6 protein-coding genes are annotated in these 16,761 nt (G+C 72.0%); 5 read left to right on the top strand and 1 reads right to left on the bottom strand.

Annotated features, from left to right (window positions below; all coding sequences use genetic code 11):
* Positions 1–196: 196 nt before the first annotated feature.
* The gene (locus ACWEEU_RS20970; RefSeq protein WP_451734163.1) at positions 197–874 is read right to left on the bottom strand and encodes a VOC family protein; all 678 of its coding nucleotides are present in this window, start codon (positions 872–874) and stop codon (positions 197–199) included.
* 187 nt (positions 875–1,061) lie between these two features.
* Between ACWEEU_RS20970 and ACWEEU_RS20965 the strand changes: the two genes are divergently transcribed.
* The 5 genes from ACWEEU_RS20965 to ACWEEU_RS20945 all read left to right on the top strand — a co-directional run bounded on the left by ACWEEU_RS20965 (position 1,062) and on the right by ACWEEU_RS20945 (position 16,739).
* A complete protein-coding gene (locus tag ACWEEU_RS20965) occupies positions 1,062–1,769 on the top strand; it encodes a B3/B4 domain-containing protein (RefSeq protein ID WP_451734161.1) in 708 nt (235 codons plus the stop codon).
* Between the two features lie 115 nt (positions 1,770–1,884).
* On the top strand, positions 1,885–2,463 hold the full coding sequence (locus tag ACWEEU_RS20960) for a dienelactone hydrolase family protein (protein ID WP_385743905.1): 579 nt from the start codon (positions 1,885–1,887) through the stop codon (positions 2,461–2,463).
* Positions 2,464–2,842: 379 nt separating this feature from the next.
* Positions 2,843–14,098 carry an amino acid adenylation domain-containing protein gene (locus ACWEEU_RS20955; protein ID WP_451734159.1) on the top strand — a complete coding sequence of 3,752 codons (11,256 nt, stop codon included), beginning with the start codon at positions 2,843–2,845 and terminating at the stop codon, positions 14,096–14,098.
* A complete protein-coding gene (locus ACWEEU_RS20950) occupies positions 14,095–15,426 on the top strand; it encodes a hypothetical protein (RefSeq protein ID WP_451734157.1) in 1,332 nt (443 codons plus the stop codon). The genes ACWEEU_RS20955 and ACWEEU_RS20950 overlap by 4 nt, the downstream gene beginning before the upstream one ends.
* Positions 15,427–15,581: 155 nt before the next feature.
* On the top strand, positions 15,582–16,739 hold the full coding sequence (locus ACWEEU_RS20945; RefSeq protein ID WP_451734155.1) for a serine hydroxymethyltransferase: 1,158 nt from the start codon (positions 15,582–15,584) through the stop codon (positions 16,737–16,739).
* The last annotated feature ends 22 nt before the right edge of the window (positions 16,740–16,761 follow it).

Below are 16,761 nucleotides of genomic sequence, written 5' to 3'. Positions count from 1 at the left end.
CTCAGCCGGTCCCTTGCGCAGTCGCGACGACAATGGCCACGAATACCCCGCAGCGCTTCCTTATCGCAAGCGATGCTATTGACTCGGGCCATCCACTTCCTGTCCCCTTTACCGGGGACCCCTCTGCCGTCACCTGGTTCGGGTCCGTCGGAGACAAGAGGGAGTCCGTCGGACAAGGGTGAAGGGGAAACGGTTTTCAGACGCGGCCGAGGGCCGTGCAGACACAGACCCGGTTGCCGTCGGGGTCGGCCAGGACCGTGTACGACGGGGCGTGACTGTCGTCGAAGACCGTGCCCCCGTGGGCGAGTGCGGCGGAGATGCGGCCCTGCGCCGCTTCCGGCGCCAGCCAGAGGTCGATGTGCCAGCGCTGACGGGGCGCCGGATGCGCCTCGGTGTGCTGGAACCAGGTGCTGGGGACCCGGTTCGTCGGGTCGAAGACCGTGTCGTGCACGGGCGTGTTGTCGGGGTCCCCGGTGAGCAGCGCGGCCCAGAACGGCCCCGACACCGCCACCGAGGGCGCGTCGAGGACCAACTCGATCTGGGTGACCTCGTCGGGAACCGCCCGCAGACCGTGCTCCACCGCGAGCGCGCTGATGGCACGCGCCCGCTCCAGCTCCCGGTCCGTCACCTGCCGCCGCCCGCTGTCGGGGTGCACGGTGTAGAGCGTCACGTTCACGTACCCGGGCTCCAGCCGGACGTCGGGGATGGGGTAACCGGCTGCGGCCGCATCGCGGATCACGGCTGCCACGAACTCCGCGCCGCGCACGGCGTCGGCGCCGGCGAAGCGCGCCGCGAGCGGCTGGGCGAGTTTCCGCCAGTCGGGCAGCCCGGTGTCGATGGCCGTGAGGACGTCCTGAACTCCCAGTGCAGTCACGCCTGTCATGATGCCAGCCCATTGTGGAGCGGGACCGGCCGGGAATCGCCGTCCGCGCCCCATGCCGGTCGCGTACCGCACTACGATCCCTCCCACCGCGCGTGGCCGGGCCCGCACCGAGCCGGCCGCACGTCAGCAGGGCAACCGACGCAACCGCTCCGCAAACCAGCACGAGGAACGCACTTTCATGACCGTCTTCCGTATCGCCCCCGCCGTCGCCGACGCCTTCCCCGGCACCCTCATCGCTCTGATCACCGCCACGGGCCTGCGCGGCCGCGAGCCCTGGCCCGGCACGGCCGACGCGCTGGAAGACCTGGAACGCCGGCTCGCCGACGGCACCTGGAGTCCGGCCGACGAGAGCGATCCGCGTATCGAGGCATGGCACACCGCGTACCGTTCCTTCGGCACCAACCCCCGTCGCCTCCGCCCGAGCGTCGACGCGCTCGGCCGCCGCATGGCGAAGAAGGGCACCCTGCCGCGGATCAACCCGGCCGTGGACACCTACAACAGCGTCTCCGTCCGTCACGGGCTGCCCGCGGGCGCCTTCGACCTGGAGCAGGTCAAGGGCGACGTCGACATCCGGTACGCCGACAGCGACGAGGAGTTCACCCCGCTCGGCGAGCCGGACACCGTGGAGAACCCCAAGCCCGGCGAGGTCGTCTACGCCGACAACGCCGGTGTCCTGACCCGCTGCTGGAACCACCGCGACGCCCACCGCACCCGCGTCACCGAGGACTCCGCCAACGTCGTCTTCATCCTCGAAACCGTCCAGGAGCCCGTACACGGGCACATTCTCCGGACGGCGGCAGAGGAACTGCGGGATCTCCTCGCCCCGCACGCGGATCACACCGCCGTGCACCACCTCTCCCCGGCCGCGCCCCGGATCGACGTATAGAACGTCCGTGCACACCGGGTGGACGTGTCCCGTCGAGCCCCTGGTGTCCCAGCAGTTGGGCTCATACTTGTGCTTCGCCGCAACCCGGGCGCCGGAGCACGGAGGAGAGAGTGACATGGCCGAGATACTGGTTTTCCACCACGGACACGGACTGACCGCCGGCGTCCGCGACTTCACCGAGACGCTGCGGAAGGCCGGACACACGGTCCACGTCCCGGACCTGTTCGAGGGGAGGGAGTTCGCCACTCTGGAAGAGGGCATGGAGTACGCCGAGGACGTGGGCATCGACACCGTGACCGAGCGCGGTACCGCCGCCGCCCGGGAGTTGCCGGCCGACCTCGTCTACGTCGGGTTCTCCCTCGGCGTCCTGCCGGCGCAGAAGCTGGCCCAGACCCGTCCCGGCGCGAGGGGCGTGGTGTTGCTCGAGGCATGTCTCCCGGTGTCGGAGTACGGCGACACGTGGCCCGAGAGCCTCCCCGTCCAGATCCACGGCATGGACGCGGATCCCTTCTTCGCGGAGGAAGGCGACGTGGACGCGGCCCGCGAACTCGTCGAATCGGCTGCGGACGCCGAGCTGTTCACCTACCCCGGTGACCGGCATCTGTTCACCGACAGCAGCCTGCCCACGCACGACGAGCACGCCGCGGCTCAGGTCACGAAGCGGGTGCTCGACTTCCTCGACCGCGTCGGTTAGTTCTCCGTCGGCGCCCTCCCGGCCGAGCGTCCGCACCCAAGCGGCGCCGGTCGGTGAGGGCGTGCCCGTGAGGTGCCTCCGACTCGGAGGCGGTAATGCCTCCGGGCAATTCCACTTCGCCCGCGGCTCTTTCGGCGAACACTCCGAAGCCGATCCTCCGCCACCCTCCTTCACGGGCTCCCCGCCCGCATGTCGTCGATTCATGTGACAGCGCCACCTCGACCTGCCGCCGGTATTTTCGGGTCCACACAACAGGACTGTTCCGTCTCCGAGGCAGCAGGAAAGCAGGACGTCAGCCGCTGGGCGGTTCTCGCCACACCTGGATTCAGCCGCACATTCACCGCAACGACCGCATGGTTCGTCAGGGGGAGGCACGGGAATGACCTTTTTGAGTTCTGTCCTGATCGGTGGCGGGAGCGTACTCGTTCGCTGCGGCGCCGCGCTCGTGGCGAAGGGTCACCGCGTCACGGCCGTGGTGACCGACGACGCCACCGCCCGGTCCTGGGCGGTGAAGGCGGGCATCCCCCATCACGAACTCGCCGAAGCCGTGGCCCTCGCGCCGGACCTGTCCTGCGACCTCCTGCTGAGCGTCGGCAACTACGCGGTGGTGCCCGACGCGCTGCTGGCCTGTGCGAGGCGGGCCGCGGTGAACTACCACTACGGGCCGCTCCCCGCGTACTCGGGTCTGCACACCCCGTCCTGGGCCGTCGCGGAAGGGGCGACGGAGTACGGCATCACCTGGCACCGCATGGACCAGGTGGTCGACGGCGGCGCGGTGCTCAAGCGCCAACCGGTGGCGATCGGGCCCGAGGACACCGCGCTCTCGCTGGGTCTGAAGTGCGACGAAGCGGCCGTCGCCGGCGTGGCCGACCTGGTCGACGACATCGCGGCGGGCCGCGAGACGCCGACGCCCCAGGACACCTCGACGCGCCGCTACTTCTCGCGCCACACCCAGTTCCCCGGCGAGGGGCTGATCGACTGGAACCGTTCCGCCGAGCGCATCGCCGCCATGGTCCGGGCCACCGACCACGGCCCGTTCGCGAGCCCCCTGGTGTGGCCCAAGATCGAGGTCGACGGGCACTTCTACGCCGTACGGACAGCCCACTGGGAGCCGGGCGCCGCGGACGACGCCGTCGCGCCCGGTACCGTCCTCGGCTGCGACGCGTCGGGCCTGCGGGTGGCCACCGGCGCCGGAACCGTCACCCTGGCGCGACTGTGCACCCTGGAGGGCGAGGAACGGCCCGCCGGCGCCGTCGCGGCGGCCCACGGGGTCCGGCCCGGCACGGTCCTGACCAGCCCCGGAGAGGACGCGAGCGCACGCCTGACGGAGGCGGGCACGCGGGCCTCCAAGGCCGCCCGCCACTGGCGCGAGCGCCTGATCCAAGGCGGCGAGAACCCCTACCGCCTCCCGTATCCGCAGCCGTATACGGACACCCTGGCGGGCGCCGAGGCGGACCCCGTCCCGGTGCACTGCCGCGTCCCGCTTCCGGAGGGCGGCCCCGACCTGGACGCGCCTGCCGCGGCCGCCGCGCATGTGGCCGGTGCCCTGGGTCTCTTCCTGGGACGGGCAAGCGGCCTGCGGGAGGTCGGCCTCGCCATGGCGGCCCCCCGCGAGGGCGTCGACGCCGCGCACCGGGACCTGTTCACCGCCTGGCTGCCCCTGCCGTGTCGCATCGACGCCGACGCGACGGTCGCCGGCAACCTGCGGTCGGTGCGGGAGGAGTTCGCCCGCGGCCAGGAACGGGGGTGGATACGTCGCGACTTCATCGGCCGTGACGAGGAGCTCCGGGAACACTGGGCCGGCGGCGCGTCGACACCGGACGTACTGATCTCCTGGGGCGCCCGCGACACCCCACGGCACGACGGCGACCGTCCCGCGCTGGAACTCCATGTCCAGGTGGACGGCGCCGAGGAGGGCGCGCTCGTCACCTTCCACCACGACCCCGCGCGGCTGCCCGGTGAGGACGTCGCCCGGCTGGCCGGCCAGTTCGGCGCGTGGTGCGGCCGGCTCCCCGCCGCCCTGGAGCGGCCCGCGGCCGACGCCGACCTTCTCACCGCGGACGAACGCGCCTGCCTCGTCGAGGAGTTCAACGACACGGCGGGGGGCACCGCGGACCTCCCCGAGCGGGGACTGCACCGGCTCTTCGAAGAGGCGGCGCGCGACCACGCGGAGGACACCGCGCTGGTCTGCGCCGACACCAGCCTGACCTACACCGAGCTCAACGTCCGCGCCAACCGGCTCGCCCACGCGCTGACCGACCGGGGCGTCGGCCGTGGCGACCTGGTCGGCGTGGCCCTGAACCGCTCGGCCGACCTCGTCGTGGCCCTGCTGGCCGTGCTGAAGACGGGCGCGGCCTACGTGCCCGTCGACCCCAGGTTCCCGGCGGAACGCGTCCACCAGATGCTGGAGGACGCCGACCCCGTCCTCGTCGTCACGCCCGACGACGTGCCCGCCGTCCTCGCCGCCCGGGGCACCCGTTGCGTGAGCGTTCACCTGGGCGCCGGTCTGAGCGCCGACGACGACCTCGCGGTCGAGGTGGGTGCCGGGGACCTGGCCTACGTCCTGTACACGTCGGGCTCGACCGGCCGCCCCAAGGGGGTCGAGATCACCCATGGGGCGGTGGGCAACTTCCTGACCGCCATGCGCCGGCGCCCGGGGTGCACCCCGGGGGACCGGCTGCTGGCGATCACCACCGTGTCGTTCGACATCTCCGTGCTGGAGCTGTTCCTGCCGCTGCTGTGCGGCGCGACCACGGTCGTCGCCCGGGCCGAGGAGACCGCGGACGCCGAGGCCCTCTCCGGGCTGATGGAGCGGCACGCGATCACCATGATGCAGGGCACCCCCTCCACCTGGCAGTTGTTGCTGGACGCGGGCTGGCGGGGCGCGCCCACGCTGAAGAGGATCCTCTGCGGCGGTGAGGCGCTGTCCCGGGACCTGGCCGACCGACTCCTCGCGGCCGCGGCCGGTGGCTCGGTGTGGAACATGTACGGCCCCACCGAGACCACCGTGTGGTCGACGGCGTGGGAGGTGACGGCCCGGGACGAGGAGGCCGGGGTCCTCATCGGAGAGCCCATCGACCGCACCCAGGTCTACGTCCTCGACGAGAACCTCGCGCCGGTACCGCTCGGCTTCCCCGGAGAACTGTGCGTCGGCGGCGCCGGGGTGGCGCGCGGCTACCGCGGCGACCCCGGGCAGACGCGGCTCCGCTTCCCGGACAACCCCTTCCAGCCGGGCACCCTCTACCGCACCGGCGACCTGGCGCGCTTCGCCGGACCCGGCAGGCTGACGCTCCTCGGCCGCAACGACCGCCAGATCAAGCTGCGCGGGCACCGCATCGAGCTGGGCGACGTCGAGGCGGCCCTCGTCCGTCACGAGGCGGTGCGCCGCGCCGTGGTGGTCGGCCGCGGCGACCAGCTGGCCGCCTACGTCGTCCGCGACGTGGCGCAGGCCGGCGAGGCCGCCGCCGCGGCGGACCAGAGCACCGCACTGGCGGAGTGGGCCGCGGCCTGGGACCGCGCCTACGAAGCCGGTCCGGACACCGCCGACGGCTCTTCGGGGCCGGCCGACGCCTCGTTCAACCTGGCGGGCTGGCGCAACAGCTACGACGGTCTCCCCTTCACGGACGAGGAGATGCGCGACTGGCAGCGAAGCTCCGTCCAGCGCATCCTCTCCCACGCGCCGCAGGACGTCTTCGAGATCGGTTCCGGCAGCGGCCTCATGCTGTTCGGCCTGGCGCCGCACTGCCGCAGCTACCACGCCGTCGACGCCTCCGCCGCGGCCGTCGAGACGACCCGGCGGCACCTGGCCTCCCTGCCGCACGTGACGTGTGAGCAACGCGCCGCCCACGACCTTCCCGAGGTGGCCGAGGGTGCCTTCGACACCGTGGTCGTCAACTCGGTCGCCCAGTACTTCCCCGGCGTGGACTATCTGACCTCCGTCCTGGAATGGGCGACGAAGGCGGTCACCCAGGGACGGGTGTTCCTCGGCGACGTACGCGACCTGTCGCTCCTCGACGTCTTCCACGCCGACGTGGCGCACTTCCGCGCGGAGGGCGAGGCGGGCGGGACCTCCGCCGAGGAGCTGGCGCGCCGCACCGAGGTGGGCGTGCGCACAGAGCGCGAACTGGTTCTCGACCAGTCCTACTTCGCCGGTCTGCGGCAGCTGTTCCCGCAGATCGGCCGTGTCGACGTCACCTTGCGCGACGGCCGCCACGTCAACGAGATGACGCGCTACCGCTACGACGTCACCCTGCACATCGGCGAGGACGCCCCGCCCGTCTCCCCGGCGGTGGAGAAGGACTGGCAGGCCGAGGGTCTCGATCTGACCGCGCTCCGCGCCGAGCTGGCCTCGGTCGCCGAGCACCCGCTCCGCCTGAACGGCATCCCCAACGGCCGTATGGCCGAGGTGTGCGGCCGGGTCGCCGCGGTCCTGGCCGCCCGGGGCACGAGCGTCCCGGCGGCGCCCGCCTCCTGGACCGACCCGGTCGACCTCTACGGCGCCGCCGCCGAGGCGGGTCTCGAACTCGCCCTGCTGCCCAGCCGGTCCGGGGACGCCTGGCGGTGCGACGCGGTGTTCTGGCGACCGGGCCTGACCCCCGATCTCGGCCCCCGGCCCGTCGCGGCGGTGACCCGCGAGGATCTCCGCCAGTACGCCAACACGCCCGCGGCCGGCACGCCGTCCGCTCCCCCGCTGCACCGCGTGCTGCGTCCCTGGCTGACGGAGCGGCTGCCGGCGTACATGGTCCCGGCCTTCTTCGTCGAGCTGGACGAGCTTCCGCTGACCCCGAACGGCAAGATCGACGAGAACGCCCTGCCGGACCCCGTGCCTCAGGCCGACGCCACCGCCAAGCCCGCCACCGAACTGGAGCGGGACATCATCTCCATCTGGTCGGACGTGCTCGGTCACGACCGGATCGGCGTCGACCAGAACTTCTTCGAGATCGGCGGCAATTCGCTGCGGGTCGTCCGGGTCCAGACACGGCTGGAGGAACTCCTCGGCCGGCCCGTCCTCGGGGCCAAGCTCTTCGAGCACTTCACCGTCAGGAGTCTGGCCGCCTACCTGGCCGACGGCACGCGGCCACGGCAGGAGAGCGTGCCCGCCCGCAGCCGCGCCGGCGACGACGAGCCCATCGCCGTCATCGGCATGGCCTGCCGCCTCCCCGGCGGAGTCAACACCCCCGAGCAGTACTGGGAGTTGCTGGAGCGCGGCGGAGACGGGATCGTCGACGTCCCGAAGGACCGCTGGGACGCCGAGGCGCTGTACGACCCTGACCCGGAGACGGCGGGCACCTCGTACTGCTCCCAGGGCGGGTTCGTCCGTGACATCGACCTCTTCGACGCCTCGTTCTTCGGCATGGCGCCGCGCGAGGCCCGCGCGCTCGACCCCATGCAGCGACTGGTCCTGGAGACCGCCTGGGAGGCGTTCGAACGCGCCGGGTACACCCTGGACCGGCTGCGCGGCAGTCAGACCGGCACGTTCGTCGGCATCGGCAAGAGCTCGGCCTGGCGCGAGTACGGACTCACGACGGCCGGCGGACTGAGCGACCTCGACGGCTACGTGGGCTCGGGTTCCATGGGCGGCACCATGTCCGGCCGGGTGTCGTACGTCTTCGGTCTCCAGGGCCCCGCCCTCACCGTGGACACGGCGTGCTCCTCCTCCCTGGTCACCACCCATCTGGCCTGCAACGCGCTGCGCAACGGCGAGTGCGACCTCGCGGTGTCCTCCGGGGTGAGCCTGATGCTCACCCCCGAGCTCCACGTCGAGTTCAGCCGCCTGCGCGGCATGTCCAGGGACGGCCGCTGCCGGTCGTTCTCCTCCGACACCGACGGGACGGGCTGGAGCGAGGGGGCTGCCACGGTCGTCCTCAAGCGGCTGTCCGACGCCCGGCGCGACGGTGACCAGGTCCTTGCCGTGCTGCGCGGCACCGCCGTCAACCACGACGGCCAGAGCGCCAGCCTGACCACGCCGAGCGGCCCCGCCCAGCAGCGGGTCATCCGCGCCGCGCTGGCCGCCTCCGGCCTCCGCCCGGACGACATCGACTACGTGGAGGCGCACGGCACCGGCACCAGGCTGGGCGACCCGATCGAGGGCACCGCCCTCGCGGAGGTCTTCGGCGGCAGCCACTCCGCCGACGCCCCGCTGTGGGTCGGTTCGGCCAAGTCCAACCTCGGTCACACCCAGGCGGCAGCCGGTCTGGCCGGCATGATGAAGGTCGTCCTGGCCATGGGTCACGACACCCTTCCCCGCACCCTGCACGTCGCCGAACCCACCCCTGCCGTGGACTGGAAGGGCGCCGGTATGGCGCTGGTCCAGGAGCAGCGGCCGTGGCCCGCCGGGGATGTGCCGCGGCGCGCCGGTGTCAGCTCGTTCGGGATCGGCGGCACCAACGCCCACGTCGTCGTGGAGGAGCCGCCGCGGCCGGCCGCGGAACCCGTGCAGGCGCGCGCGTCCGCTCCGCTGCCGTCCACGGTGCCGGTCCTGGTGTCCGGCCACACCGATGACGCCCTGCGGCGGCAGGTGGAGAACCTGCACCTGCACCTGAGCAGGCACCCGGAGGACGACCTCGCCGACGTGGCCCGGTCCCTGGCGACCACCCGCAGCCACCACCGACGCCGGCTGGTGCTCCAGGTCGGCGAGAAGGCCGAACTCCTCGACGGGCTGGCCGCCTTCGCACGCACCGGCGAACTGCCCGCCGAGGCGGTGCGCACCGTCGCCCACGCCGAGGAACCCCGGCTCGCCCTGCTGTTCACGGGCCAGGGCAGCCAGCTTCCCGGCATGGGCAAGGACGTCTACGACACCTTTCCGGTCTTCCGTGAGGCGCTCGACGAGGTCGCCGCCCGCTTCACCGGACTCGACAAGCCGCTGCTGCGGGTGATGTGGGCCGAGCCGGACAGCGCCGACGCGGCTCTGCTGCACCGCACCGACTTCACCCAGCCCGCCCTGTTCGCCCTGGAGGTCGCCCTGTGGCGGCTGTGGGAGAGCTGGGGGGTGCGCCCGGACGTGCTCCTCGGTCACAGCATCGGCGAACTCGCCGCCGCACACGTCGCCGGGATCCTCGACCTGGACGACGCCTGCCGGCTGGTCGCGGCCCGTGGCCGTCTGATGCAGGCCCTGCCCGTCCGCGGCGCCATGACCTCGCTGGAAGCCGGCGGCGAGGAGGTGGAGACCGCCATCGACACCCTCGGGCTGCGCGGCACGCTGGACATCGCCGGGCTCAACACCCCCACGCAGACGGTGGTGTCCGGTGACACCGACGCCGTCGAGGCGATCGCCGCGCACTTCACCGAGCGGGGCCGCAGGGCCACGCGGCTGACGGTGTCCCACGCCTTCCACTCGCATCACATGGACGGGATGCTCGCCGAGTTCCGGGCCGTGGCGCGATCCGTCCGCTTCCACCCCGCCAGGATCGCCCTCGTCAGCAGCCTCACCGGCGAGCCGGCCGCGCCGGGCGAACTGGAGCACGCCGACTACTGGGTCCGCCAGGTGCGCCACACGGTCCGCTGCGCCGACGGCATGTCCGCCCTGCGCCGCGAGGGTGTGAACACCTTCCTGGAGCTCGGCCCGCAGCCCGTCCTGTCGGGGCTGGGCGCGTTCTGCCTGGCCGACGAGGGCCCGCTGCTCTGGGTGCCGTCCTGCACCGCGGCCGGAGACGGCGCCTCGGTCGTCCGGCGAAGCCTGGCCGAACTGCACGTGCGGGGTGTCCCGGTCGACTGGGACGGCTACTTCGCGCCCTTCGGCGGCGGCCGGGTGGCACTGCCCACGTACGCCTTCCAGCGGGAGCGGTTCTGGTTCGAGCCGCCGCTCGACCGCGAGGTGGGCGCCGGGCTGAATCCCACCGGGCACCCGCTCCTGGGCGGCGGTGTGGAGATCGCCGGGACCGAGCTGTCCCTGTTCACCCACGTGGTGGCGACGGACCGGCCCGCATGGGTGCGGGAGCACCAGGTGATGGACACCGTCCTCTTCCCGGGGACGGCGTTCTTCGAGGTGATGCGCGCGGCCGGGGAAGCGGCCCTCGACGGCGACTGGGACGTGTCGGACGTGGTGTTCGCCTGGCCCCTCGCCATCACCCCCGGCGAGCCCGTGCGCCTTCAGGTCACCGTGGGCGCCGCGGACGGCGACTCCCGTCCCGTCAGGATCCACAGCTCGCCCGACGGCGGGGACGGCGCATGGCAGCTGCACGTCGAGGGCTCTCTCACGCCCGCTTCGGTGGCCGGTGCCACGGCCGTCACCGCCGGGGCGCTGCCGCCACAGGACGCCGAACCCCTCGACGTCGCGGGCCTGTACCGGGAGCTGGCATCCGCCGGATACGGCTTCGGGCCGAACTTCCAGGGCGTCAAGGAGGCCTGGCAGACGGACGGCACGGTGTGGGCCAGGGTCGCGCTGTCGGACGACGAGCGGCGGTCCGCCGCCGGCTACACCTTGCATCCGGCGCTGCTGGACTCCGCCATGCAGTCGTTCCTGATGACCCAGCGACTGCGGAACCCGGGCAGCGAGGACGCCTTCGTGCCCTACGAGGCCGCACGCCTTTCGGTGCGGGTCAAGGGCCTGGCGGAGGTCTGGGTCCGGGTCGCCGAGTTCGAGCTGGGCGACGGCGAGTTCTGGGGCTCGCTCGACCTCTTCGACGGCGAGGGCGCCCCCGTGGGCCACCTGCACCGCCTCCACGCACGGCGGATCGACAGGGCGGTGCTGCGCCGCCTGTCCGCGGCGGGAGTGGACCGCTTCCGGTTCGACGTCGACTGGCGCCACGTCGACACCGGGGACGTCGAGCTGGGCGGCGCCTGGGGCATGATGACCCCCGCCGGGGACGTGCCGTGGGCGCGGGAGGCGAAGACCGCCATGGCCCGGGCCGGAATCCAGCTGATCAAGGTGGGGGACCTGGAGGACGCCGAGGACCTGGACGGTCTGGTGTGCCTGTGGGACTCCGATGCGCCCGTGCCGGACCAGGCCCGCGCGTTCGCCGCCAGGGCGCTGGAACAGCTGCGGGAGGCGGTCGACTCGGACTTCCGCGCCCCGCTGGTCTGGGTCACACGCGGCGCGGTCGGCACCGGCACCGACGACCACGTCTCCGGGCCGGGCGCCGGCCCGCTGTGGGGCCTGATGCGGACCGCCCTCAACGAGCACCCCGAACTGAACCTGCGCCTGATCGACCTCGGCGGCCAGGAGGCGGACCGCACGGCGCTCGCCGCCGCGTTGATGCTGGAGGCCGAACCGGAGTGCGCCGTCCGCGACGGCGAGGTGCTGGTGCCGCGGCTGGTGCGGGCGGGCGAGGGGGCGTCGGACTCCCAGGAGGGGTTCGTGCGGCCGGACGGCGCGGTGCTCGTCACGGGCGGCGCCGGCGACCTCGGCCGGCGCGTGGCCCGCAGGCTGGCCGGCACCCACGGCGTGCGCGACCTGGTGCTGACCTCCCGCCGCGGCCCGGCGGCGCCCGGTGCGCAGGAGCTGGTGGACGAGTTGTCCGAGCTGGGCGCCACGGCCACCGTGGTGGCCTGTGACGTGGCGGACCGGGACGACGTCGCCGCGGTACTGGCGCTGTTCGACGAGAAGCGCCCGCTGCGCGGCGTGGTCCACGCGGCAGGTGTGCTGGACGATGGTCTCCTGACCGATCTGACGCCGGAGCGGCTCGACTCGGTCTTCCGGCCCAAGGTGGACGGCCTGTGGCACCTCCACGAGCTGACCGGGGGCATGGAGCTGGACTGCTTCGTGATGTTCTCCTCCATCTCCGGCGTCATGGGGACACCGGGTCAGGGCAACTACGCCGCGGCCAACGCCTTCATGGACGTCCTCGCCCAGCTGCGGCGTGCCGAAGGTCTGCCGGCCGCCTCGGTGGCCTTCGGCCCCTGGGAGGGCGAGGGCATGGCCGCGGGGCTCGGCGCGTCCGACCGGGCCCGCTTCGCCCAGCTCGGCCTCGACCGGCTGGCACCGGACGAGGGCCTGGAGCTGCTCGAACTCGCCTCCGGGAGCGGCCTCCCGCTGACGGTGGCGGCGGCGCTGGACCTGGACCGCGTCCGGCACTACTTCGAGGACCGCGGCGGCGTACCGGCCCTGTTCCGCGCACTGCTCGACGGCGACGCCGGCGGACGTTCCCCGGCGGCCGGCGGAGCGGATCTGCGCAAGCTGCTGGGCGAGGCATCGCCGGAGGAGTACGCGGACGTCGTGCTGCGCACGGTCCGCGCGGAGGTGGCCAAGACCCTGGGCTTCGCCTCGCCGGAGGCGGTGGGGGTCGATCTGCCGCTGCGGGACATCGGCTTCGACTCGCTGAGCGCGGTCCTGATGCGCAACCAGCTGACGAACATCACCGGGCTCACCCTGCCCGCGAGGATCGCCTTCGACCATCCCAACCTCGTCGCGCTGAGCGAGTTCCTCCTGGAGAAGCTCCTCGAATCGGGCCTCGACGCGGCGTCCGGGCCCGCCGTCCCCACCAGCACCGGCGCCCGTACCCGCGTGGTGGCCACCGAGGCGGCCGACGCCGCGGGTCCCGACCTGACCGCGGCCCGGCAGGGCTGCCTGCACCCCGATCTCCGCTTCGACAACGCCGTCGCGTCGCCCGTACGCCCGGAGGCGGTCTTCGTCACCGGCGCCACCGGGTTCGTCGGCGCCCACCTGCTGCACGAGCTGCTCGCCTCCGACGTGGTCGCCCACTGCCTGGTGCGGGCGGACGACGACGACCGGGCGACCCGGCGCCTGATCGGCGCGCTCGACGCCTACGGCCTGTGGAGGGAGGAGTTCGCGCCGCTCCTGAAGCCGGTGGTGGGCGACGTCAGCCGACCGCTGTTCGGCCTGGACGAGAGGCGCTTCGACGAACTGGCCGACCAGGTCGACGCCATCTGCCACTCCGCCGCCCTGCTGGACTGGATGCGGCCGATGTCGGAGTACGTCGGCCCCAACATGGTCGGGACGCACGAGGCGCTGCGGCTGGCCTCGCGCGGGCGCGGCAAGGCGTTCCACTTCATCTCCACGTTCGCGACGCTGCCCAGGCATCTGGGTTACCACGTCGCCGAGGAGGCTCCGGAGTACGGCTACCAGACCTCCAAGTGGCAGGCGGAGCTGATGGTGTCCGCCGCCCGTCGGCGCGGTGCGAAGGCGTCGACGTATCGGCTGCCGTACGTGGGTGCCTCGACCAGCACCGGGCGGTTCCGGCTCGACCGCGGGGACTTCCTGCACAACCTGGTCTCCGGGTGCCTCGCGATGGGGAGCTTCCCGTCGCTGGCCGCCGATCTCACGGCGGTACTGCCGGTGGACTACCTGTGCCGGACGGTCGCCGCCGCGGTCACCAGCGACCTGGCGCGCATCGGGAGGGACTACGACTTCGTCAACTCCGGCGCCCCGGACTTCGACAGCTTCTTCGAGATGGTCGGCGCGGCCGGCGGCGGAGCGGAGATCCTGCCCTTCGACGCATGGCGGGAGCGGGCCCTGGAGTTCGCCGCGGCGCACCGGGCGAGCCCCCTGGCCCGGATCGCCGCCCTGCTGGACGGCCTGACGGCGCAGGGCATGGTGGACATGTTCGCCGCGCTCCCCGTGGGGGGCGACGTCTTCGGCGCGGAGGACTACCCGTCCCCGCCCCTCGACGAGACATTCGTCCGCACCTATGTGCAGCGCATCAACACTTCGGACCGAGCGGAGGACACCACGTCATGAGCGAGGCGAACCAGGCACCGGCCGCGGCGGTGGACGACGACGCCACTGTCACCGGCACCTACCAGAAGACCGGCACCTTCCTGCACTCCTCGGCGGCGGCACACGCCGAGCAGCTGTCCCCGGTGCTGGACAAGTACCAGGTGGACACGGCGGAGGTGGAGTCGACGCTGCCGCCCCGGCGGAAGCTGAACACGAGCCGCTTCCTCCCCGAGTCGCACCCCACCCATGTCGTCCGCATGAACCTGGACGACGACCTGGCGGACAACCTGGCGCGTCAGCTGCGCTGCCAGGCGGTGATCCAGGAGAGTTTCGCCGCCGCCTCGATCGGCAGCTACTTCCCGGTCTCCACCATGTTCGAGAACTGCGTCCTGTTCGTGCCGTCCGCGAAGCGGTTCTACGACCTGAACCAGGACATCGTCCAGGAGCACTTCCCCGAGGTCGAGACCGCCGTGGTCAACGCCTTCATCGTGCCGGCCGAGAAGCGCCCGTACGGCACCCACGCGGCCAGCTCGATCGCCCTGCAGATCCCGTCGCTGGTGAGGAAGCAGCTCGGTTTCCCCACCGAGTACCGCAGCTTCCACACCGCGCTGACCCCGACCCCGCTGAGCCGGCAGCCCTTCGTGATCTTCGAGGAGGCCGAGCTGGAGGCCCCGAACCTCCCCTACGTCTACGAGAAGATGCTGGAGCACGGTCTGGCGGGCGAGGAGAAGGCGGCCGTCGACAAGGCGCTGTTCCTGTTCCAGGAAGGGCGGTTGTCGGAGATCGACCTGCCTTCGGTGCGGGACTACCTGATGGCCATGTACTGGGCGAAGACGTACGCCGACACGCCGTCCCCCGGCTACTACTGCGACAGCCGGGTGGGGGACGCGCTGGTCTTCGACAACTACCGGGCCCACGCCGACAGCACGCTGCCCCGCACCACCAAGGACCGGCTCACCATCGACCTGCGCTGCTTCAACAAGGTGCTCTACCCGAAGGGCATGACCAGCGGTCTGGACTTCATCGTCGATCCCGACGAGCGCGCCTACCAGGTCAGGCGCAAGTGGGCGTCGATCGAGTTCCTCCTCGCCACGCTCGGCTACGAGAGCGTCGACGAGTTCCTGCGCCTGGTGTTCGGCGGCGCCCGGCGCGCGGCGGACATCGATCCGTTCGGCCTGATGACCGACCTCCAGTTCGGCATCTACAACAAGTCCGAGTACCACCTCCTGGACCAGAACCTGGACGACCACTACGAGCGGGTCGAGGCCCTGTACGAGCGCATCGAGAAGGAGGGGGAGTACGTCCTGCCGGAACGGGCCAGGCAGTGTCTCACGGCACTGAGCGAGTAGCCCGGCAGCCGGAAGGTCCGGGACGAGCCCGGCCACACAAGCGTGTCCCAGCCGTCCGGGAAGGGTTGTCGCCCTTCCCGGACGCCCCCCCGGATTCCACGATCAGCGAGAGGTCTGCTGTGACCCCTGAAGAGATCATTCACCGATTCGGCCACGTGAGTCCCACCCTCAATCTCTATCCGATCGAGAATCGCCTGAGCGACGGGGCGCGCTCACTGCTGGGTTCGGACCTGGTGTCGCGCTACCCGAGGATGAGCGGTCCCGGCTACCTGTACGGGGATCCCTCGAACGTGGCCGACCTGTACGAGGAGTGCGCCACCCTGGCCTGTGAGTACTTCCAGGTCGACCACGCCCTGGTGCACTTCCTCTCCGGTCTGCACGCGATGCAGAGCATGATCTCCACGCTGAGCGAGCCGGGCGAGCGCATCGTGTCCCTGGGCCCGGACGCCGGCGGTCACTACGCCACCGAGCAGATCTGCCGGGACTTCGGGCACGACACCGGTCTGCTGCCGTTCGACGGCGTGGACCTGCGACTGGACATGGACCGGCTGGCGGAGCTGCACCGCGCCTCCCCGTCCCGCTTCTACTACGTGGACCTCTCCACGGCGCTCCGGGTCCCGGACATGGAGCAGATGAGGAACGCGGTGGGAAGCGACGCGCTCATCGCTTTCGACGCCTCACACATCCTGGGCCTGCTGCCCGTGCTCTACGACCTGCCCGCGCTGTGGCGCCACATCAGCCTGTGCACGGCCAGCACGCACAAGACCTTCCCCGGTCCGCAGAAGGCGGTCATGCTGTCGAACGACGAAAAGGTCGTCGCGGACATGTCCGAGCACCTCAAGTTCCGGGTGTCGAGCGCGCACACCAACAGTGTCGGGGCGCTCGCGGTCACCTTCAGCGAGCTGATGGACAGTCGTCAGGCCTACGCCCGCGCCGTGATCGGCAATGCGCGGAGGCTGGCGGAGCTGCTGAGCGAACGCGGCTTGCGCGTGGTGGGTGAGCACTTCGGATTCACCGAGACCCACCAGATCTGGGTCCTCCCGCCCGACGACACCCAGGACCCCGTCGACTGGGGCGCCCAGCTGCAGAGTTGCGGTATCCGCGCCTCCGTCGTCCATCTGCCCGCGCAGGGAACGTCCGGGTTGCGCCTGGGGACCCAGGAGATCACCCGTATGGGAATGGACCAGGCCGCGATGACCGAGGTGGCCGACCTGACCGCCCGAGCGCTGGGCGGAGGCGATCCGGAGGTCATAGGCAAGGAGGTCGCCGCCCTCACCGGCCGGTACGCGACCGTCCAGAACGACTTCGCCTGACCATTCCCCGAGAGGACACAGC

Source organism: Streptomyces sp. NPDC005004, assembly GCF_053600675.1.
This window is presented reverse-complemented; position numbering and strand designations above follow the sequence as displayed.

Excerpts from the sequence above, each read along its gene's own strand:
- ACWEEU_RS20965 (WP_451734161.1), top strand. The coding sequence starts at position 1,062 with ATGACCGTCTTCCGTATCGCCCCCGCCGTCGCCGACGCCTTCCCCGGC.
- ACWEEU_RS20960 (WP_385743905.1), top strand. The coding sequence starts at position 1,885 with ATGGCCGAGATACTGGTTTTCCACCACGGACACGGACTGACCGCCGGC.
- ACWEEU_RS20955 (WP_451734159.1), top strand. The coding sequence starts at position 2,843 with ATGACCTTTTTGAGTTCTGTCCTGATCGGTGGCGGGAGCGTACTCGTT.
- ACWEEU_RS20950 (WP_451734157.1), top strand. The coding sequence starts at position 14,095 with ATGAGCGAGGCGAACCAGGCACCGGCCGCGGCGGTGGACGACGACGCC.